The organism is Paenibacillus polysaccharolyticus (assembly GCF_900102085.1).
Lineage (GTDB): Bacteria > Bacillota > Bacilli > Paenibacillales > Paenibacillaceae > Paenibacillus > Paenibacillus polysaccharolyticus.
On the sequence record NZ_FMVM01000003.1, the window covers coordinates 236,520 to 256,840 of the forward strand.

Below are 20,321 nucleotides of genomic sequence, written 5' to 3' on the forward strand. Positions count from 1 at the left end.
TACGTTTTAGTCAAAAAGGCAGGAGCTATTCATGTAGCTCCTGCCTTTTGGCTATTTCATCTTTTTATATCCATAGTGGTGTACAACGAATATCAAGGGCCCTAGTATTCAATCTCATCCATTAGGTTCAAATTGCGGTTAGACATACGGAGAAGCTCCGTAAACGATGATGTAACGTAATAAACAAAGTCCGGATCATGCACATACATAATAATCTGTCCGTATGTCCCCGCCTCTGCTGGATCAAAATCAAACATCAAGTAGAGCGAACCTCCAGCCATTGTGGCAAAAGGAATCCATGATTTATGGAACAAATACGGTTTGATTTCAGGATCTAACTGGCGAATTTCCTCATCCCCGTAATGCTCCTCCAGCTTCTCGTCCACATCACAGAAATATTGTTTGGTCTCGACTATCTCATCAAGTGACATTAGATAGAACGGTTGACAAGACCCCTGCTCTACATCCCCCGGGTACAACATATGCAGACCATAACCACTGCCATCCGTATGGCGGTAAAAAGCACGGAAATCAGAGGGTAGGCGAACCTCATACAGTTTCTCGAACTGATCCAGTTCTGCCTCGGATACACCTGACAATTGAAGATACGTGTCATACAATGACCGGATCTCTTCATCTTGTATTTTCCGGTCTAACAGATGGTTCAATTCTATCCGCAGATCATTGATAACAGTATCCACTCCAGACTTCATATCCCGTCACCTTCACCTTTCTGCACACTTCGGTCCAACACATATTGTTCATATCCCCAGAACGCCTCTTGTTCATCGCCGCCTTCAATCAGGATCATAACTGCATACGAGAACAGATTAAGCCATTCCTCCATCACTGCAACCTGCTCATCTGAGATGAGATGATTACTGCGAAGCATGCCCTCGGGTTCAATCGCCCAAGCCCTCGCCAGATGAGTAATGCTCCATAGGCAAGCGATTACTTCCCGATCCAGTGCTGCATGTGAAAGATCTGGAGCGAGCGTGCGTAATATGCGCATTAATTCATGGAAGTTCTCTTCAATCAATTGACCGCGAAACGGACGTAAGCTGCCGAGAAAGCCATGTTCCATTTTCGGATGATTCACATCATCGTGAGCAAAGGCGTGATATTTCAACAACACTATAGCCTCTTGACGTTCCACCCTCATCATCCTTTAGCAAAATCAAATTCATTCATTCAAGGCCTGCCAATCTATGCTACCAGCGCAGCGGCTCCTGTTCACGCCATAATACGTAACGCTCCCGTTCACGCAACGTACCTGTGCCAATTCCGTATTCGTCCATCCGTTCCGAACCCAGATCAAGGATGTGCAACATACCGCCATATGTTCCCACAGCAAGCTGAGACTGCTCAGGTGACACAGCCAGAGAACAGATCGTTGAGCCCACAAAATGACGCCATAGCTCTTGTCCTTCGCGGTTGATGCAATACAAATAACCGTATGCATCACCAATCACCATGCCTGCCTCCATCTCAATCATGGTATACACACGAGCATTCTCTTCCATAATAGGCCACTCTTCATCCTGTTTACGATTAGCAATGCTGTCTAGCGGAACTTGAATCGTTACTCCATTGTAGAAATGGCAGGCATTAAACCAGACAACTTGATTGTCCTGACTGAATGCCGCACAGTGCGGATAACTCGACTCCGGCTCCACCTGATACGTCTTGTTACTTTCCCGATCCAGCACCGTATGGCTACTCATCTGGCTTCCCCAGGCAATCCAGCGCTCATCCGAAGATACTGCGGTATGTCCCATAAAAAGATGGGTGTCTTCATATTCGTACTCCTGAATCTCCGCCACATCGGGATGAAGAATGACCACCTGTTCCCGCTCTATCAGATAGATGCCGTACCGGGATTGAAGCAGCAGCGCCTGTCCTTGATCCATGGGGATCAGCTTTTCAATCGTGTTCTCGGGATGTACCGTATCTGCCAGGGATTCAATTTCAGGCAATTGAGCTTTGATTCGATCTTTGATCTTGTCCCATGGGTAGTATGCGACTTGCTCTCCTTCCAGCTTGCGGTCTGGTTCACGAATGACGCGAATACCTTCATGACTCGCCAGAGCAACGTAACCGCCGACCGCTGAACAGCCTGCCATGGTGTAATCCGGACTACACCACCATCCCTGCTGATCCATCGTATATAACTGCCCGTTATTCGACAATACTCCTGTATTACAGAGCATCGTATCCTCATTCAAGTAACCTACAACTTGCACGGCCTGCATAGAATCCTGAAAATGATTGCTCAGCGGCCACGTCGCCGCAGGTAATTCTTCTCGAAGACGCTCCACCTCACCTTGAAGATTAGCCTGTTTCACCAATTTCATCACTTTGGAACTGAGCGAATGCCGGGCATCATCTGCCAGTTCAGATTCATCCGGATGCTCTCCCTGAAGAATTCTATGTACAAATGCATTTACATCGCTGGCATACCGCTTGCCTTCCTTACGCCACTGTTCTGCAATTTCTGTATCCAGCCAATCCATAAAATCTCCTCGCCCTCTGCTGTTCTCTATTCCAATGCAGTGCAATGATGTGCCTGCAAAAACTGTTGTATCGCCTGCACCTGCTGCTGCGCTTCTTGCGCCTCCGTTGCATGATTATTTTTTTCATAAAATAAACCTATTTCGCGCTCACTCGCCATATTAAAACGAACATACCCGCCAATCATGGCGCTGAACAGCTTGCATGTATATTCATTATCAATGACCAGATCCCATGAAAGATCCGACTCGCACAGATCTGCCAGTTCTTTCATTGATGCTCCGTTCTCTTTTCCCGTAAAATGATAAAAAATATGTTGCTTCTCCTCGTTCCACGGTTCGAAATACGCTGGTCTGAACGGCTCGTCCCTGTTGTAATATCCGCAGTAGATACGATCAAGAATATCAGCGAAAGACACCTCGTTCGATGGCCACACCGTAATCTGTTCATCATGCCGCGGGAGCCAGATCAGACCTTCCACATCTGCATGAACAACCAGGAAATCGCCGTCTACTGAACTTCCAATGCTAATGCACTCTTGCAATTGGGACTGGCTGATGACCGTTGCTTCCGTATGCTCCCAAAGATCATATGCTGCAAATGGTTTTAAAACTTCAGGATCCGGCCGCTGAATGTTCATCCAGCCTGAATAAGTTCCTTCTCCGTATTGTTGCAGCCAGCGCTGATAAGCCAAAGGCAGACGAACGGCGTGTTCTTGCTCCACTTGTTGCAACTCCAGATGAGAGACAGGCTTTAACATGTGAGACACGATATACATTCAGCATCAGCTCCTAACATTAGAATCATCAAATTCATAAGATGATGGATAGACAAAACACATTAGGCCAACTCTTCCTGTACGATTTCAGTCTCTACGCCTTTGCGATTACGAATTCGGATGGCAAAAGCATCATAACCATTACGCTTTACTTCATTGAAATGCACTCGTTCACCTGTAATCAGCTCATACGTCCCATCTGCCTCCACATCCTCGCCAAACTCTTCATCCCAATGCACGTTGTAATATGCCGTCAGAAATACTTCAAATGTATCCTCACCCTCAACGTCAAGATAAGGACGAAGCGGCCTGTTGTTCAATTCTTCCTCGGGATACGTCTCACACACCATCGCATCGTAACCATGCTTCGCTGCATCAATAAGCAGATAGCGTTCTCCAGTAACCGCGTGTTCTGCATAAATCAACAATGGTGTCATATCATGCCACATAATCAGATCATCTTCATCCAGGTCACCATAATAAAAAATATGAAACTGATCATGTCCATCGCCGGTTTGTAATTTTCCTTGCCATTCCACTTCATGTGTTTTTTCTGCCATCACACTCGTTGTCAGCCCTTGCAGATATACAGGTCCATGCTCTACACCATACATATTCATCATTTTTCCTCCACTTTGCTCATTCGAATTGTGACAACCTTATGCTCATCATCCACGGTCAATTTTACATCAATGCCCAGCTTTTCACGAAACAACGCCGTAATATTCAGGTAGGGATCACGTGCGGCTTCCGTGCCGCGATTGCTAGACCGGCTCATGCCTTGATGAATGATAGACTTCACCAGCTTATCGTCCCCTTTACCCGTTTGTTCATAGGTATAGATTATCTTTCCCTCACGGTCCAGCAGCGTGATTACCGTAACAAAGTCATTCGCATTGGTATATTTGTTTTCGCTTCGCACATACACATGATCGCTCTGCGAGTAATCGATTTGACCTGCTAAATACGGGTTGTTTCCCCCCGGTTGAACTTCGTACTCCTTATAAGCCAATTGAAACAAATACTGTAGACCGCTCGTGTCAATACGGTAATACAGCTGGCGGTCGTCTCCTCGTTTGTCCATTGCTGTATATCCGTTGATCAGCGGCCATGTCTGATAAGATTTACCTTCGACATCCACAGCAACGGCGTAGCCTGATAACACCTTTTCTTTTTGAAATACACCATACGTCTGCATAATAAAATAAGCAGGTATGCACATCATGGCAAACACAAACAGAAAAACACTAAATTTAATTCGCTTATTCATCTTTTTTCCCCTGTTCCTGATGATAATCATTTATCTGAAGTTATGCTGCATCTTCGTTAACACGCGGGTTACAGCTTCCCTGTTCTTGGCCTCCTTGATGTAGACAGGGATACTGTGTGATGCAGTCTTCTGAGATCTGCCTCCATATTTCACACGTAAATCAGCCGATACGTACTGCAGAAGATAATTCAGATGTTTCCGATTGACCGCCCAGATCTGCTTGCCTCGAATGTAGTCCAGAAAATAGAGTTCCAGACCAAAAAGCGGGTCCCTGCCCTTTTGAATTTCGTTGTAATACCCTCGACTGACCTGCCTTTTATGCAGTGTAGCTCGATTGTTCGCCCCGCAGTGTGGACATGTAATATGGACTAGCGGATGGGGTGTCATCTTCTCATCGGTTACCAGCACCGTAAACCACCGCTCACATACAGCACAGTATCCTTTAGCTGCATACTCGTAGTCAGCTTCTTTGACTGCATGAGCATAGCACTGATTACATCTCCACTGCACTTTTCCATTAGAGCGCTCGATATAAGCGTACCCGCCGCATTCTGGACATTTGACATCAACTCGCTCTCCCCGGTAAAGCACAGAATAAAAGCTGTATTTGTATGCCCCTTCGTCTTCGAAACGTTTCACATTCACCCTCTCCTTTCGTTGAACCTTACGCTGAAACAGTCGTTTATCCCACATTGTTCCAAATGAGCCGTTAATAAAATTATATGAAACTCTTAACCCAAGCACAACAAATGCTGGCGCATTGTCTAAAAATAACGCCCTTGGTCCTACACAAATGTGTGCTTCATCACACCGATGATCCCATCGATATCGTAATCTGGACTTAGGAGATTCCTGAAATATTACTTGCACAAGTTCGTTTTTGTGAAAATCATCACTTGCTAATTGAAAGGTTGTGAATCTATGCTCTCGTTTCCCAACATTTATAAATACACGCTGATCCTGACCATCTTTACTGCTGCACTCTCTCATTGCAGTTCGACAAGTCCAATTCAGCAGAGCCAAAATGAAGAAGCCTTTTCAAGCACTGCACCCAGCCAGCCGCCCGTTGATCCGGTTATTCGCAGAGATGGCCAAACCGTATATATCGAAATGACCTCTCAAGTTACAGATATTGAAATTTCAAAAGGTGTCATCTATAACGCCTGGACGTTTAATGGAACGTCACCTGGCCCAATCCTGCGTGTGAAGGAGGGCGACACGATCGTTTTTACGTTGAAAAATAAAGATACGCGCATGAATCACTCGATGGACATGCATGCCGTTCATGCTTCTCCGAGCAGCAAATTCATTGATGTCATGCCGGGGAAAGAAGGTACTTTCACTTATCCGGCCTCCAATCCCGGCGTATTTATGTATCACTGCGGTAGCAAACCAACCCTAGCTCACATTGCCAACGGCATGTACGGCATGATCATTGTTGAGCCCAAATCTGGCTATCCTTCGGATCACCTCGTTGATCGTTCGTATACCCTTGTGCAGAGCGAATGGTACAAAGAGCACGATTACAATTCTTTTGTTAACGGGGAACCTGAGTATGTTGTTTTTAATGGCAATACCTTTACTTTGAAAGAACATCCCTTACTGGCCAAAGTAGGAGATACCGTGCGCATTTATGTCAGTAACGCTGGTCCAAATGAAGTCTCTTCCTTCCATGTCGTAGGGACGATTATGGATCGTGTATACAAGGACGGCAATCCAAGAAACATCGAGTATGGTATTCAGACCGTTATGCTACCTGCCAGCGGAGGCGCAGTCGTTGAATTTACTGTCACTGAGGAAGGTGACTATCCCATCGTAACCCACCAATTCAAACATGTAGACAAAGGTGCTTCTGCCGTGCTCCGTGTCACGAAAGATGGTAAAAATCACGGTGGTAAGACCATGGCTCATTAAATATACAAAGAGGTGACTAAGAAATGATTTGTACCCATGGAAAAAACGATGCCTGTTTCACCAAAGTTTCGCTTTTTCAGCATCTGGAACCTGCGGACGCTACATTGCTGACCTCGCTTCTCCATACCCAAAAATATCATAAAGGAGAATATATCGTGCAAGAAGGCGAACGTTCAGACACCCTCTTTGTGATACATCAGGGCAGTGTAAAGCTCTCCAAGTATAATGAGAATGGTAAAGAACATATTATTCGCTTCCTGTTCTCCGGTGATTTTTTCGGACAGAATTCATTACTGCATCAGACACCGCATCAATCGAATGCGGAGGTTCTTGAGACCTCGTCGATATGTTCTATCCGCAAAGAGGATTTCGACCAATTACTTGAGCAAGACCCCAAACTTGCTTACCATTTCCTGCTTGCCATCACCCGTCTGCTCAATGAGACCGACGAGTGGAACAGCTCCCTCAGCGCTATGACGACGGAGCAAAAAATTGCAAAGCTTCTTCTTGATTTCCATACCCGGAATCATGCCAACCCTGAGATCCGACTGCCTGTTTTCAAAAAGGATATAGCCTTGCTCTTAGGAATTACTCCAGAGACGTTAAGCCGGAAATTAAACATAATGCAACATCAAATGCTGCTTCAAGTAAACGGCAATGAGATTCGGATTCTGCAGCTACAGGAGTTGAAAGATATGATCTCCTGATCGATTCGTCTGCTCGCATATGTAAACTATTTAACCCAGGTTGTGAGTATCGTCACAGTGAACGTCTGATTTACAGTATAAAGTGAATAACAAGAAAAGAATTTTCAGGAGGCTAACCTTATGACGACTACCGTTGTTAAATTGGACAAACAACTCATTATGCATAAAATGCAGGAGCTATGCTCCCTATTGTTACAGGATGAAGGCTACAAAGAGATGCGTGAGATGATCGACCAATTTGCCGCAGATGAACAAGCGACAGAGCAGTATGAACGCTTCATGGAGAAACATCAGGCCCTTGAAGAGAAAGAACGTCAAAATATTGAGTTGCTCGAATCCGAGATTAAAATCTACGAAGAGGAAGAAAGAGCGCTTTACGATCATCCGCTGATTCGCAGATTTATCTATGCACAGCGTGAATTCAGTCAATTGCATCAGCAGATCAGCAACTATTTTACTAAATCGGTTGAATTAAATCGGCTACCAGAAGCCAAAGAACTAGGTAAAGAAGCCTGTGGCTGCGGTGGAAGCTGCTTGGGTCACTAATTTCAATATAAAATTGAAACTTCATCATCAATCTATAAGAAAAGAGTATCCCATTCAGAATTGAACTGATGAGGATACTTTTTTGCTTTGATAGATTCAGACTTCGGTTTGATGCGATAAGAGTTTTATATGATGTTTCAGAGTACACCCAAATTAAATATCCAGCAGCAAGGACACCAGCAGTCCCATCGATGCGATCAACCCTACCACAGGTCCTCCTTCTTCAAAAGCCTCAGGCATCATCGTTGAACAGAGCATAGCTATGATACCCCCTCCGGCAAAAGCGCCAATCGCTGCTCCGATCTCTTTCGGAAGCTGTTCCAGAAATAGATACCCGCCCATTGCGGCAAGGGCAGAGATCAGCAATACACCAAGCCACATCAGTAGAATTTTTCCTTTGCTATATTTGCTATTTTTCAGTCCTGCCGTACTCGATAACCCTTCAGGAATATTGCTGACAAAGATCGATACCACCAGCACCACACTGACACCTTTACCTGCTAGCAAACTGGCACCCAGCATGATCGATTCGGGAATGGCATCCATCACTGTGCCTGCAAATATGCCGAGTCCACTTTGCTGGCTTGAATCTTTTTTGCTGGAACGTTTCCGATTGGACCCGCCTTTGGCCGAGATGAGCCAATCAAACAGGGTATACACCACAGCTCCTGCGGTAAAACCGACAGCAGTTGGCAACATGCCTCCATCATTCAATGCATCTCCAAGAAGCTCAAACGTTGCTGCACCAATCAGCGTGCCTGTTCCAAAAGCCATAATCCAACCGATAACCCTTTTCGGAATCTTCATGAATAATGCGGCAAGAGCACCAATTACAACCGCTGAGGCGGAGATGCCGCCCCACATCAATGCAGTCCACATTCGGGTAGGCCCTCCCTTTTTCCAGATCGTTTTATCTCCCATTAACCCTGCGTGACAGATTAAAAACAATCACCTGTTTCAATAGATTCTATTTTCAGACTGCGCTGTATGCTAAAGAAAGCAGCCCCGTCAGGAGCTGCCTCATGTCATGCCGTATCTTGTAATCTGATTTGTTTCCGCTAACCCGCCAGCTTACTCGGCATCCGGATAAGGATTGATCTTCTGGATCGTTCCGTCTTCGTTGTATTTCAACTCGGAATATTTAACGCAGCGCTTATGGTTGACGCCTTCCGACAGGGAGCTGTCGTGATAGAACAGATACCACTTGTCCTCGACTTGCACAATGGAATGGTGGGTTGTCCAGCCGATAACTGGAGAGAGAATCTCACCCTTGAATGTGAACGGCCCCATCGGGTTCTTGCCGATCGCATATACGAGCTTATGCGTGCTTCCTGTAGAGTAGGACAGGTAGTAATAGCCGTTATATTTATGCATCCATGGGCCTTCAAAATATCTCCGTTCCTCATCCCCGGCCAGAATTGGATTCCCATATTCATCGACAATGGATATCTCGACAGGTTTATCCTGGAAGGACAGCATGTCGTCGCTGAGCAGTGCAACTTGTGGTCCAAGCGCCGGCTGGTCAGGAGCCGGTCCTTCTGCATCTGGTACGAAGCTTCCGGTCTGCCATTTCTCCAGCTGGCCGCCCCAGAGTCCGCCGAAATAGATGTATGACTGATTGTCATCATCCACCAGTACGGCCGGATCGATACTGAAGCTGCCTTCCATGTAATTCGGCTGCGGCGTGAACGGCCCTGCCGGAGACTCTGATGTTGCCACACCCAGACGGAAGATGTCGTCATGATCACGTGCCGGGAAGAACAGGTAATAGGTATTGTTCTTATAAGCAGCATCCGGAGCCCAGAGCTGCTTGGAAGCCCACGGAATATCTCTCAGATGCAACGCTTCGCCGTGATCGACTACCGGGGAATCGAAGTTGTCCATCGAGAGCACATGATAGTCTTCCATTTTATACTGGTCACCGTTATCGTTGCTCGGCTCGTCATGATCGAGGTCATGGGAAGGATAGATATAGATTTTGCCCTCGTAGACATGGGCGGACGGGTCCGCAGTGAAGATGTGGGTTACAAGCGGCTGGTGGGGCTTAGGTAAATGTTGTTGGTTCATAAGGCATCTCCTTTGGTATTGGAATAATAGAATCCTTCATAATAAGCAGGACTAGCGTTCTTTATACCGTTGCCCGAGGCGTGAAGTTCAGGACAAAGCCCGTCTTCATCATAAGATGGTACTAGCTGAGACACGCGAACATGGTAGGACCCTCATCGTCCAGCGTGTAGGCCTTCCTGCTCGGTCCGGAAATAGCGCTCAAATATCCGGCCGATTACGGGATTACGGTAATTCATTGAATGCATCGTACCTCCCTCTGAAATCAAAGCAAGCGCTTACAATATCAAGTGTAATTGTACTAGATCCGCTTGTTTTTTCCTATACTCATACTTAAGATCTTCCCCCGAAAAAATGTACAATTCCCCCTATCCGATTATACTGGAAATAAACACCTATTGCTCGCGTTTTACTTACTTGAGTGAACATTTTTTGGTCGATGTTGGTTGTAAAAACGGATATATGCTTTATTGCTTATTCCGGCGTCAACCTTTGGCAATATGTCGTGGTAGGAATAAAACGTTAGAGGACTGATCGCTATAAACGATCCGTCCTCTAACGTTTTTTGAATAGCAATTTCAATGGGAATATGTTCTTGTCCCTGGACATGTCTTCATGGTTAGTAAACGTTCAGCATCATTCCATGTCAATCCGATGACGATGTGACCTATGTCACCTGATGTGGACTTAAATCACGTTATGATAACATGATGTGATTTATAGCAGGATAAACCAGAGCAGGAACTGCACCGCTCCAATGATCTCAATGATGCCCACCTTCATAGGACGTAGAGTTTGACCTGCATATCGGAACGCTCTGGCAGCAGAATAGACGAAGGCCAGCCCCATCCATGGATACCCAACGATAGCCGGAATGAATAACAGTATAACATGCACAAGACGTGACAACCTGATCCAGCGAGGATTGTTGCGTTCCCGAAAGACAGATTTCACAAAGAACGTACTTCCTGTAAAATGTAAAAAGGAAAATAATACAACGATCAACATGCCATAATCCCATTCACCACTGCCAATTAGATAAGCTGCTGCTCCGCCAAGGGAGAACACTAGCATCGCACAAAGGTCATTGGTCAGTGACCTTTCTGCCTTATGTCTCACATGCCAGATGTTAACCATGAGTAGGCCTACGAGCATAGGACCAAACCATAACAGCGAGGATTGCCCAACGACGGCCGGGATGAGACAGACCAAAGCTACCGTGCCGTATATGACGGCCCATGTGTATAAGCGATGCCGATTCGCGTTTCGTTTGAGCGATTGCAGCAAAGGATATGCGGTCAGATATAGGCCAAGCCAGGCTATGAACAGAGGCACATGAAGCCACTGGGGGCTACTAGCCGCCACACCGACGAGGAAAGGCACACTAACCATCGCCCACCCACCGTGCTCATGAGGGATAACGATCGGTTTTAGATTCGTACTTGCATTGATTTTCAATTCAATCATAACCTCCTATCCGATTTACCATTACAAAATTAGAGCTTTAGAGAGGATGAAACTCGTATGACCCGGGTAAATAAAGAAAACGCAGCTGAATTTCTGCAGCAATTCCCTATATTTCAGGATCTCAGCCCTGAAGAGTTGAAACAAGTTGAAGAAATCGCCATATCCCGCAGCATCAGCAAAAAAACAGTGATCTTTAGTGAAGGCAGTGAAAAAGAAGCGGTCTTCTTCATCCGTACCGGCATTGTCAAAGCGTACAAAACAGACGAGAACGGACATGAACAGATTGTCTCCTTTCTCAAAACAGGAGATATGTTCCCACATACCGGATTTTTCAATGCGCATCCATATCCCGCTACCGCTGTTGCGATTACGCCGACAAGTCTGCTAGCGATCCCTGTCCGTCATTTTGAACGGCTCATGCTCAGCACACCTTCCATTGCCATCAAAATTATGCGTGTACTTGGCGATAAAATACGCGAATTACAAGATAAGTTACAAGTGCTTTCCGGTCAGGATGTGCGTAATCGTGTACTCTCCTTTCTTCTCATGCTGGCAGAGCAACATGGTCAGCAACAAGCAGATAAAATTGTCATCAATCTGCCCATGACCCACCAGGAATTCGCTAATTCCATAGGAACGACAAGGGAGACAGCCAATCGACTGCTGAATCAGCTTGCGAAAGATGAGTTGCTTGAGGTTGATCGAAGTCGCATCATCATTCATAACCTGCAGGCTTTAAAGGAACAACGAGACGCCTGAGCATAACGATAAAACGCCGCATGCATTTTGCTTATTCTTACTTCTTACTTCTTACTTCTTACTTCTATCCGAGTGTGGAGACTGCCACTTGTGCAAAAAGAGACCTTAACTACTGTAAATCAAGTTAAGGTCTCTTGCTGTATGTTGGATCACTTTTTCAAAACCTGTTCCGTTTATGTGATTTGCTCAGGCAATCGTAAGATCGGGTTTACTCATGTCACTGAACATACCGGCGTAATATTTGACTTCCCCAGCTTCATTACGAATCGCTGTAATACTAAGCCATTCCTGATAGACCTCACCGTTTTTCTTCCGGTTCCAGATCTCTCCCTGCCAGTATCCTTTGTCACGCAGTTCCTGCCACAACTGATCATAGAACTTTTTATCCTGCTTGCCTGATTTCAGCATGCTTGGCTTTTGTCCTACCGCTTCTTCAGCTGTATAACCTGTAACTGCCGTGAAGGCTGGATTCACAGAACGAATAACACTGTTCGTATCTGTCACCAGAATCGCTTCAATTGTATTCTCCAAAATGCTGGCAGACAGTTGAAGTTTCTCCTGATAGAACATCCAGATGACAAGCACGAGACTTACCAGTGCAATCTGGGATAACGCCATGAATCCAATCGCATAATGCCCTGTCATACTGTACAACAGTGTCAGCATCAATGGAGGGAAGAAACCACCCAAACCACCCATAGCTGAGATCATACCATTCGCGATCCCTGCTTGTTTGACGAAATACATTGGCACCAATTTGAAAATCGTACCGTTACCTGTCCCCGCGCAAAGCGCAACTGTCAGACAGCCTACTGTATAGATATAGAAGGATGGCGCGAAGGATAACACAATCGCTGCTACCGTCAATCCGCCAAATACAAACATTAATATTTTGAACGGATTAAATTTATCACCCAGCCATCCGCCAACCGGACGCATAATTGTTGCGACCAGGATGAATCCCGCGGTGCGAAGTCCGGCATCAACCTTATCCATCTGGAAATTGGTTACGAGGAAGTTCGGCAAGTAGACGGTGAACGCCACGAATGAACCAAACGTTAGGAAATAAAAAAGACACAAGAGCCACAGTTTATTATTGCGTGATACATCTTTTAGCTGCTGCATCAGAGGAAGGGTGACACGTGTTTCTTTTTTGTCTCCCAAAACAAAGTTGAGTGCCGCCATACCAATTAAAAGAATACTGTAAAATAATACGGTTTTGGACCAACCCACCTGAGCAGCAACCAAAGGAGCACCAAACGCCGAAAGCGCCGTACCCAAGTTACCAATACCATAGATCCCGTTAACAAAACCGTGACGCTCTTTGGGATAATACTTCGGTAATGAGGTTACTCCAACAGAGAACACAGCTCCACCGATCCCGAGGAAAAATCCCCCAATGACCAGATCACTGAAAGATGTTGCGCGGCTTACCCACCATACTGGAGCGAGTAACAATACAAAGCTGATCATGAAAATGTTACGTGCCCCGTATCGGTTCGTCCAATACCCTATCGGAATACGGGCAATCGAACCGATCAATACCGGAATAGCCGTTGCCCAAGCCAGCTGTGATGACGTAAGTACGATGTCTTCTTTAATGAAAGGCATGAGTGATGACAGAATCACCCATACCATGAAACCGAGAATCAGACTTGCGGTTTGCAAGGGCAGTTGAACTTTACCTTTTTGTTGCATTTACATCGCCCTTTCCTTATGTTGTTCTTGATTCTGATTCGGATACACGGCTCCGTCTCTTCTGCGATACAGCACGTAGCTACGTCTGAGATATCCGAGAGGCATACTCAGCATGTGAACGAGACGTGTGAATGGGAACACACAGTACAGCACAAATGTAAGCAAGATATGAACTTTGAAGTTCATTGGCACAGTTTGCATTAGAGCCGGATCAGGTTGGAAGACCAGAAGTCCACGCAGCCATGGATTAATCGTTGTACGATAATCAAACCCACTGTGGTTTACCGCATTAGCGGATGTTGCCAGAATGCCAGTTACAATAACAATAATCAACATGGCGAGGGCCAGCCAATCCCCAACGCTGCTTGTTGCGCGCACTCTACGAGCCGTATAGCGGCGTACCAACAGAATAACCAAACCGGCAAATGCAATAATTCCTGCCGGTAATCCGCCGAACACAGCGCCCATATGATAGGCTTCGTCACTCAGACCAATCCAGTGGTAAAATTCGATCGGTACTAGCAAACCGGCAATATGTCCGCAGATGACGGCGAAAATGCCGATGTGGAAGAGTAAACTTCCCCATCGCAGCATACGTTTCTCCAGCATCTCACTTGATTTGGATGTCCAACTAAACGGATTGGTTACATATCTCCAGATGGTCGCTGTGATACAAAACACGATGACCATATACGGGAGAGCACCCCATAACATTAATTCCAGTGTACTCACCGACTGCCCCTCCTCATCAGCTCAACGATCTCGTTCAGACCGCCAAGCGGTTGTTTCTGTTCTTCTTTGCTTGGTTCAGGTACGTCCGAAACAGACGGCTCGGGCATCACCTGTAACATCAGCGTAAGGAGCGGCCCGTATGGACTGTTTTGTCCTGCAATACTTTCGGTCATCGATACCAGTGCTTTATGGCAACTGTCCAGAACTCCAATGGCATCCTGCTCCGGAGCCTCGGCAATGAATTCAAGCACCATGGGCAAGTAATCCGGGAGTTCGGTAGCTTCCATATAGAAACCAGCCGCTTCATATCTGCGTTTCAAATCAATCAATGCTGGCCCGCGATCCCTCTCATCGCCATGCAAAGCATACGTCAGATAGAGATTCGATTTTTTATCAAAGTCAAAAGAACGAACATACGCGTCTTGCCACCGTATGGCATCTAGAGCCTGAGCACTACTGATGAAGGTTAACACGGTCTGCTTCACTTCTTCATCAGAGATCGAAAGAACGGCTTCCTGTACGCCTTGTAATCCCTCTCTCCACTCGGTATCCGGATATTGCAGCAGATAGGAGATCAGTTTGCAGACCATTCGTCTTGTTTCCGTGTCGTACACCGGCTTAACGATTGGTTCTGGATCGATATCAATTGTCATCGTTGTTGTCTCCTCTCCTATGAGAATACGCCGCAAGAACCCGGGCCGCCTGCAAAGTCAAGACCGCAGCTGCCTTGTTCACTGAAGAGATCCGCCACTTCCTCACGGTGAGCTGGTGGGATCACAAAACGATCATCGTATTTCGCGATAGCGAGCAGACGATACATATCTTCAACTTCCTGCGCACTCATGCCTACCATATCCAGCAGGTCGGACTCACTTGTTTTGCCGGTTTGCTGGTTACGCATATGAATACGCATTACAGCCATTTTGCGCAGTACTTCACGAATACGTCCTGTATCTCCAGCAGTAAGCAGGTTCGCCAGATATTCAACCGGAATACGCATGTTATCAATCGCCGGGAAAATATCGTTTGCTTCGAGCGAGCTTCCTTGGCCTTCTACCCGGTTCGTGATCGGGCTTAGCGGCGGAATGTACCATACCATTGGCATCGTGCGGTATTCAGGGTGCAGTGGCAGTGCGATCTTCCAATCAATCACCATTTTGTAGATCGGCGACTGCTGCGCTGCTATAATCCAGTCCTCTGGAATGCCTGCTGCCCGTGCTTCACGGATGACTTCAGGATCATTCGGATCAAGGAAAACATCCATTTGTGACTCATACAGATCCTTTTCATTCTCAACCGATGCTGCCGCTTCAATGCGGTCTGCATCATAGAGCATCAGACCGATGTAACGGATACGTCCGACACAAGTTTCGGAGCAGATCGTTGGCAGACCCGCTTCAATCCGCGGGAAGCATAGTGTACATTTTTCGGCTTTGTTCGTCTGCCAGTTGAAATATACTTTTTTGTAAGGACAACTGGATACACAGAATCTCCATGCACGGCAAGCATTCTGGTCAACCAGTACGATACCGTCCTCTTCCCGTTTGTACATGGCACCTGATGGACAAGAGGACACACAAGACGGGTTCAGACAGTGTTCACAGATTCGCGGCAGGTACATCATAAATACCTGTTCAAAATCCATTTTGATCGATTCCTCGACACCTTTCATGTTCGGGTCTTCCATCCCCGTTATATGAGCACCGGCGAGGTCATCTTCCCAGTTTGGACCCCATTCGAGGTTCATGTACTCTCCCGTGATTTGTGATTTCGGTCTTGCGACAGGCTGGTGTTTTTTCTCCGGACTGTTGGTCAGTTTTTCATAATCGTAAGTCCAAGGCTCGTAGTAGTCGTCAATCGTTGGTTGATCCGGGTTGTGGAAAATGTTAAGCAAACGTCTGGCACGCGTACCGGATTTCAGCTCCAGCTTGCCATTTTTCATCTCCCAGCCGCCGCGATAACGCTCCTGATCCTCCCATTGTTTCGGATAACCGACACCTGGTTTCGTTTCGACATTGTTAAAATACATGTACTCTGCACCTGGACGATTCGTCCAGGTGTTTTTGCATGTAACGCTGCATGTATGGCATCCGATACATTTGTCCAGGTTCATGACCATACTGACTTGTGCTTTAATCTTCAAGCCAATCCACCTCCTGCAGTTTTCTAATGATGACGTTCAGGTCACGCTGGTTGCCTGTCGGGCCATAATAGTTGAAACCATAACTTAACTGGGCATAACCACCGATCATATGCGTTGGTTTCACGTGAATACGAGTCGGACTGTTATGCGTACCACCGCGTGTCTGTGATATTTTCGTACCCGGAACGTTAATGTGACGGTCCTGAGCATGATACATAAAGGCTACTCCGCGTGGAATACGGTGCGTAACGACTGCTCTTGCCACAACGACCCCGTTACGGTTGAAACATTCGATCCAGTCATTATCCACCAGGCCGGCGTCCTCAGCATCTTCATGATTCATCCAGATCGTTGGGCCACCACGGAACAAGGTCAACATCGGCTGTGCATCATAGTACATACTGTGAATGGACCATTTATTATGCGGTGTCATGTAGTTCAGTACGATTTCTTTGCCGCCCTCGATCGGACGTTTGCTGTTTGGATGGAACGGTGTATGTTTCAGAATCGGTTTGAAGGTCGCCAGCGTCTCACCGAACTCACGCAGCATCGCATGGTCGATATAAAACTGTTGTCTACCCGTCAATGTCCGCCATGGAATCAGACGCTCTACGTTGGTAGTAAACGGTGAATAACGCCGTCCGCCTTTTTCCGATCCGCTGAATGCAGGTGATGTAATGACTGTTTTCGGTTTTGAAGTAATCTCATCAAATGTGAAACACTCCTCCGAGCGCTCTTCTGCCAGATCCTTCAAGTGCAGTGCCGTCTTCTTCTCAAGTGACTCCCACGCACGTACAGCCATCTTGCCGTTTGTGGTGGTAGAGAGCGTCAGAATTGCTTCAGCAACGTTGCGATCTGTACTCAGATCTGGACATCCTTGTCCAATACCATCTTTTCGGTTAACACCAAGAATGCCTTTCAACTTCTCATACTCCTCGGTTGCAGACCATGAGATCCCCTTCGTACCAATCGGTTTATCCTTCACATTAGGTCCGAGACTGATCATTTTGTTGTAGACCGCAGCGTAGTCACGTTCTACGACATGAATATGCGGCATCGTTTTGCCCGGAATAGCTTCACATTCTCCAGCACTCCAGTCTTTGATCTCACCATACGGCTGCGCGAGTTCATCCGGTGAATCATGCAGCAACGGTGTAGTCAAAATCTCCTTCTGCGGTCCGTCGAACTGCTGTGCAGCCATGTCGGAGAACACACGTGCAATCTCCTTGAACGTATCCCAGTCGGAACGGGATTCCCACTGTGTGGCTACTGCCGGGTTGAATGGATGCACGAACGGGTGCATATCCGTACTGCTCAGGTCACTTTTTTCATACCATGTGGCTGCTGGAAGTACGATATCGGAATACATTGCTGTACCCGCCATCCGGAAGTCCATATTGACCATAAGATCCAGCTTGCCTTCCGGAGCATGTTCCAGCCACTCCACATGCTCTGGACGAAGTCCCAGATCATCATCATTCAGCAATCCGTTCGTGGCACCAAGCAAATGCTTGAGGAAATACTCATGTCCCTTGCCTGAGCTTGAAATCAGGTTGGCTCTCCAGACAAACAGCACACGCGGGAAGTTCGCCGGGTCATCAGGCTGTTCAATGGAGAATTTCAGATTTTTATTTTGCAGTTCGGATGCCACGTAAGCTCCGATCTCTTCATTCGTTTTTGCTCCCGCATCCAGTGCATCCTGATGCAAATCAATCGAATTGCGGTTAAATTGTGGATAAGATGGAAGCCAGCCCATGCGTGCAGCCATAACATTATAGTCAGCCACGTGCTCGAAGCGCGGATCACCCTCAAGTGCCGAGGTCAGCTCTCCGACCTTAGTCTCCTCATATCTCCATTGATCTGTTGCAAAATAGAAGAAGGATGTACCATTTTGCAGACGCGCAGGTCCACTCCAGTCACGCGCAAACGCAATCGTCTGCCAGCCTTCCGCCGGACGTAGTTTCTCCTGACCTACATAGTGAGCCCAACCACCACCGTTAACCCCCTGACAGCCTGTCATCAGTAGCAGGTTGATAATGGCACGATAGATTACGTCAGAGTTGTACCAGTGGTTGATGCCGGCACCCATAATAATCATAGAGCGACCTTGTGTATCCACGGCATTTTGTGCAAACTCACGTGCGATCTGAACGACGGTATCCCGGTCAACCCGGGTGATTTTTTCCTGCCAAGCAGGTGTAAATGGTTTATCCTCTTCCGCTTCCATAACGACTCCTGCAACGATTTCAGTAGAGTCTGCTGAACGCGTCATTTCACGATCAACCCCGTACTTCGCCAGCACGAGATCGTAAACCGAAGTAACCGTAATCCAGCGATCATCAACCCAGATGCGGCGAACCGGGATTTGACGTTCCATTACGTGACTTCCTTCGTCATCGAAGTAAGGCAGTTGCACGGTTACGAGATCATGGTGCACACCGAGCATGGAAAGTCTTGGATCAATCGGCTCGCCGGTATCCACCTGCTCCATTTTGAGATTCCATGTACCTTCTTCACCCCAGCGGAAGCCCATACTACCTTTTGGAATCGCATAGGATGCCGTATTTTCGTCATATACAAGGGTCTTCCATGCCATGTTGTTGCCCTGGATGCCCAGGTCTTCCCCTAGCAAGAAACGGCCTGCAATGTTTGCGCCATCCTTCTCTTCCACAATCAACAGATTCGGGAAGTCCGTATATTGCTTCGCATAGGACATGAAGTACTCCGTAGGATGATCCAGATAAAATTCTTTCAGGATGATGTGCCCCATTGCCATGGCAAGCGCGCCATCTGTTCCTTGTTTTACGGACATCCACGTGTCTGCAAACTTCACATATTCCGCATAATCCGGACTAATGGATACTACTTTTGTCCCTTTGTAACGGGCTTCAGCGAGGAAGTGGGCATCCGGTGTACGGGTCATTGGCAGGTTGGAACCCCAGACCAAAATGTATCCTGAGTTGTACCAGTCACTACTCTCCGGCACGTCTGTCTGATCTCCCCAGATTTGCGGGGATGCCGGCGGCAGATCCGCATACCAGTCATAGAAACTGAGTAGTGGTGAACCCACCAGAGATAAGAAACGGGATCCAGCAGCGTAACTGACCATGGACATCGCTGGAATCGGGGAGAAACCAATGATGCGGTCAGGGCCGTAATCTTTGATCGTATGAATCATGGAAGCAGCAATAATCTGTGTTACTTCGCCCCATGATGCACGAACCAGTCCACCTTTACCGCGTACCGATTTGTATCTCTTCACTTTGACCGGATCATTCGCGATACTTTGCCATGCTTTTACTGGATCGCCATGAGTCTTCAGAGCCTCACGCCACATTTCAAGAAGCGCACCACGCACGTAAGGATGTTTCACACGTAATGGACTATATAGATACCATGAGAAGCTTGCTCCACGCGGACATCCACGCGGTTCAAAATCAGGCATATCAGGTCCGGTTGATGGATAGTCCGTCGCCTGTGTTTCCCATGTCACGATGCCATCTTTCACATAAATCTGCCAGCTGCACGAACCCGTGCAGTTCACGCCGTGTGTGGAACGCACCACTTTATCATGCTGCCAACGACGGCGATACACATCTTCCCAGTCCCGGTTAACCGGGGACATCTCACTCCAGCCTTCCGCGTTTTTTTCACGTTTGGCAAAATACTTCAGTTTGCCCATCCAGGGCATGCTTTTGCTGCTCATTGTTGTCCTCCCACAATTGTGACCTG

19 protein-coding genes are annotated in these 20,321 nt (G+C 47.0%); 4 read left to right on the plus strand and 15 right to left on the minus strand.

Annotated elements, in window-relative coordinates:
• Window positions 1-101 precede the first annotated feature (101 nt).
• The 7 genes from BLQ13_RS05735 to BLQ13_RS05765 all read right to left on the minus strand — a co-directional run bounded on the left by BLQ13_RS05735 (window position 102) and on the right by BLQ13_RS05765 (window position 5,198).
• Entirely contained in the window at window positions 102-713 is a 612-nt protein-coding gene (locus tag BLQ13_RS05735; RefSeq protein ID WP_167375649.1) for an SMI1/KNR4 family protein, read from the minus strand.
• Window positions 710-1,156, minus strand: coding sequence for a hypothetical protein (locus BLQ13_RS05740; RefSeq protein ID WP_090916973.1), 447 nt, complete (start codon window positions 1,154-1,156; stop codon window positions 710-712). The genes BLQ13_RS05735 and BLQ13_RS05740 overlap by 4 nt, the downstream gene beginning before the upstream one ends.
• Window positions 1,157-1,211: 55 nt before the next feature.
• Window positions 1,212-2,513, minus strand: a complete 1,302-nt coding sequence (locus BLQ13_RS05745; RefSeq protein WP_090916975.1) for a hypothetical protein — start codon at window positions 2,511-2,513, stop codon at window positions 1,212-1,214.
• 26 nt (window positions 2,514-2,539) lie between these two features.
• Complete coding sequence (locus BLQ13_RS05750) at window positions 2,540-3,289, minus strand: SMI1/KNR4 family protein (protein ID WP_090916977.1); 750 nt, start codon at window positions 3,287-3,289, stop codon at window positions 2,540-2,542.
• A gap of 62 nt (window positions 3,290-3,351) precedes the next feature.
• Window positions 3,352-3,912, minus strand: a complete 561-nt coding sequence (locus tag BLQ13_RS05755) for a hypothetical protein (protein WP_090916980.1) — start codon at window positions 3,910-3,912, stop codon at window positions 3,352-3,354.
• On the minus strand, window positions 3,909-4,559 hold the full coding sequence (locus BLQ13_RS05760; protein WP_090916982.1) for a hypothetical protein: 651 nt from the start codon (window positions 4,557-4,559) through the stop codon (window positions 3,909-3,911). The genes BLQ13_RS05755 and BLQ13_RS05760 overlap by 4 nt, the downstream gene beginning before the upstream one ends.
• Before the next feature lie 30 nt (window positions 4,560-4,589).
• Window positions 4,590-5,198: an FmdB family zinc ribbon protein gene (locus BLQ13_RS05765; RefSeq protein ID WP_090916984.1), complete on the minus strand. Its 609-nt coding sequence runs from the start codon at window positions 5,196-5,198 to the stop codon at window positions 4,590-4,592.
• A 282-nt stretch (window positions 5,199-5,480) separates the two neighbouring features.
• Here BLQ13_RS05765 and BLQ13_RS05770 point away from each other — a divergent pair, with 282 nt between their 5' ends.
• The 3 genes from BLQ13_RS05770 (at window position 5,481) to BLQ13_RS05780 (ending at window position 7,726) form a co-directional block, all read left to right on the plus strand.
• Window positions 5,481-6,473 carry a multicopper oxidase domain-containing protein gene (locus tag BLQ13_RS05770; RefSeq protein WP_090916986.1) on the plus strand — a complete coding sequence of 331 codons (993 nt, stop codon included), beginning with the start codon at window positions 5,481-5,483 and terminating at the stop codon, window positions 6,471-6,473.
• Window positions 6,474-6,496: 23 nt separating this feature from the next.
• A complete protein-coding gene (locus BLQ13_RS05775) occupies window positions 6,497-7,180 on the plus strand; it encodes a Crp/Fnr family transcriptional regulator (protein WP_090916988.1) in 684 nt (227 codons plus the stop codon).
• 120 nt (window positions 7,181-7,300) lie between these two features.
• Window positions 7,301-7,726 carry a YlbF/YmcA family competence regulator gene (locus BLQ13_RS05780; RefSeq protein ID WP_090916990.1) on the plus strand — a complete coding sequence of 142 codons (426 nt, stop codon included), beginning with the start codon at window positions 7,301-7,303 and terminating at the stop codon, window positions 7,724-7,726.
• 153 nt (window positions 7,727-7,879) lie between these two features.
• Here the strand turns inward: BLQ13_RS05780 and BLQ13_RS05785 are convergent, their stop codons facing one another.
• The 3 genes from BLQ13_RS05785 to BLQ13_RS05795 all read right to left on the minus strand — a co-directional run bounded on the left by BLQ13_RS05785 (window position 7,880) and on the right by BLQ13_RS05795 (window position 11,257).
• Window positions 7,880-8,605 carry a ZIP family metal transporter gene (locus BLQ13_RS05785; protein ID WP_090916992.1) on the minus strand — a complete coding sequence of 242 codons (726 nt, stop codon included), beginning with the start codon at window positions 8,603-8,605 and terminating at the stop codon, window positions 7,880-7,882.
• A gap of 192 nt (window positions 8,606-8,797) precedes the next feature.
• Entirely contained in the window at window positions 8,798-9,793 is a 996-nt protein-coding gene (locus BLQ13_RS05790; protein ID WP_090916994.1) for a glycoside hydrolase family 43 protein, read from the minus strand.
• A 714-nt stretch (window positions 9,794-10,507) separates the two neighbouring features.
• Entirely contained in the window at window positions 10,508-11,257 is a 750-nt protein-coding gene (locus BLQ13_RS05795) for a YwiC-like family protein (protein ID WP_090916996.1), read from the minus strand.
• A gap of 57 nt (window positions 11,258-11,314) precedes the next feature.
• On the opposite strand from BLQ13_RS05795, the gene BLQ13_RS05800 reads away from it, so the two are divergent.
• Window positions 11,315-12,016: a Crp/Fnr family transcriptional regulator gene (locus BLQ13_RS05800; protein ID WP_090916998.1), complete on the plus strand. Its 702-nt coding sequence runs from the start codon at window positions 11,315-11,317 to the stop codon at window positions 12,014-12,016.
• Window positions 12,017-12,202: 186 nt separating this feature from the next.
• Here BLQ13_RS05800 and BLQ13_RS05805 read toward each other — a convergent pair whose 3' ends face one another.
• From BLQ13_RS05805 to BLQ13_RS05825, 5 genes are read right to left on the minus strand one after another with little or no spacing between them, the layout of a single operon-like run.
• The gene (locus tag BLQ13_RS05805; RefSeq protein WP_090917000.1) at window positions 12,203-13,714 is read right to left on the minus strand and encodes a nitrate/nitrite transporter; all 1,512 of its coding nucleotides are present in this window, start codon (window positions 13,712-13,714) and stop codon (window positions 12,203-12,205) included.
• On the minus strand, window positions 13,715-14,428 hold the full coding sequence (gene narI / locus BLQ13_RS05810; RefSeq protein ID WP_090917322.1) for a respiratory nitrate reductase subunit gamma: 714 nt from the start codon (window positions 14,426-14,428) through the stop codon (window positions 13,715-13,717).
• Window positions 14,429-14,442: 14 nt separating this feature from the next.
• Window positions 14,443-15,099, minus strand: a complete 657-nt coding sequence (gene narJ, locus BLQ13_RS05815; protein ID WP_090917002.1) for a nitrate reductase molybdenum cofactor assembly chaperone — start codon at window positions 15,097-15,099, stop codon at window positions 14,443-14,445.
• A 17-nt stretch (window positions 15,100-15,116) separates the two neighbouring features.
• Window positions 15,117-16,589, minus strand: coding sequence for a nitrate reductase subunit beta (gene narH, locus BLQ13_RS05820; RefSeq protein ID WP_090917004.1), 1,473 nt, complete (start codon window positions 16,587-16,589; stop codon window positions 15,117-15,119).
• Entirely contained in the window at window positions 16,579-20,295 is a 3,717-nt protein-coding gene (locus BLQ13_RS05825) for a nitrate reductase subunit alpha (protein WP_090917006.1), read from the minus strand. Before BLQ13_RS05825 ends, narH begins: the two co-directional genes overlap by 11 nt.
• Window positions 20,296-20,321: the final 26 nt, after the last annotated feature.

Coding starts and splice junctions, on each gene's coding strand:
- BLQ13_RS05735 (WP_167375649.1), bottom strand. CDS start 713: ATGAAGTCTGGAGTGGATACTGTTATCAATGATCTGCGGATAGAATTG.
- BLQ13_RS05745 (WP_090916975.1), bottom strand. CDS start 2,513: ATGGATTGGCTGGATACAGAAATTGCAGAACAGTGGCGTAAGGAAGGC.
- BLQ13_RS05750 (WP_090916977.1), bottom strand. CDS start 3,289: ATGTATATCGTGTCTCACATGTTAAAGCCTGTCTCTCATCTGGAGTTG.
- BLQ13_RS05755 (WP_090916980.1), bottom strand. CDS start 3,912: ATGATGAATATGTATGGTGTAGAGCATGGACCTGTATATCTGCAAGGG.
- BLQ13_RS05760 (WP_090916982.1), bottom strand. CDS start 4,559: ATGAATAAGCGAATTAAATTTAGTGTTTTTCTGTTTGTGTTTGCCATG.
- BLQ13_RS05770 (WP_090916986.1), top strand. CDS start 5,481: ATGCTCTCGTTTCCCAACATTTATAAATACACGCTGATCCTGACCATC.
- BLQ13_RS05775 (WP_090916988.1), top strand. CDS start 6,497: ATGATTTGTACCCATGGAAAAAACGATGCCTGTTTCACCAAAGTTTCG.
- BLQ13_RS05780 (WP_090916990.1), top strand. CDS start 7,301: ATGACGACTACCGTTGTTAAATTGGACAAACAACTCATTATGCATAAA.
- BLQ13_RS05785 (WP_090916992.1), bottom strand. CDS start 8,605: ATGTGGACTGCATTGATGTGGGGCGGCATCTCCGCCTCAGCGGTTGTA.
- BLQ13_RS05790 (WP_090916994.1), bottom strand. CDS start 9,793: ATGAACCAACAACATTTACCTAAGCCCCACCAGCCGCTTGTAACCCAC.
- BLQ13_RS05795 (WP_090916996.1), bottom strand. CDS start 11,257: ATGATTGAATTGAAAATCAATGCAAGTACGAATCTAAAACCGATCGTT.
- BLQ13_RS05800 (WP_090916998.1), top strand. CDS start 11,315: ATGACCCGGGTAAATAAAGAAAACGCAGCTGAATTTCTGCAGCAATTC.
- BLQ13_RS05805 (WP_090917000.1), bottom strand. CDS start 13,714: ATGCAACAAAAAGGTAAAGTTCAACTGCCCTTGCAAACCGCAAGTCTG.
- narI (WP_090917322.1), bottom strand. CDS start 14,428: ATGTTATGGGGTGCTCTCCCGTATATGGTCATCGTGTTTTGTATCACA.
- narJ (WP_090917002.1), bottom strand. CDS start 15,099: ATGACAATTGATATCGATCCAGAACCAATCGTTAAGCCGGTGTACGAC.
- BLQ13_RS05825 (WP_090917006.1), bottom strand. CDS start 20,295: ATGAGCAGCAAAAGCATGCCCTGGATGGGCAAACTGAAGTATTTTGCC.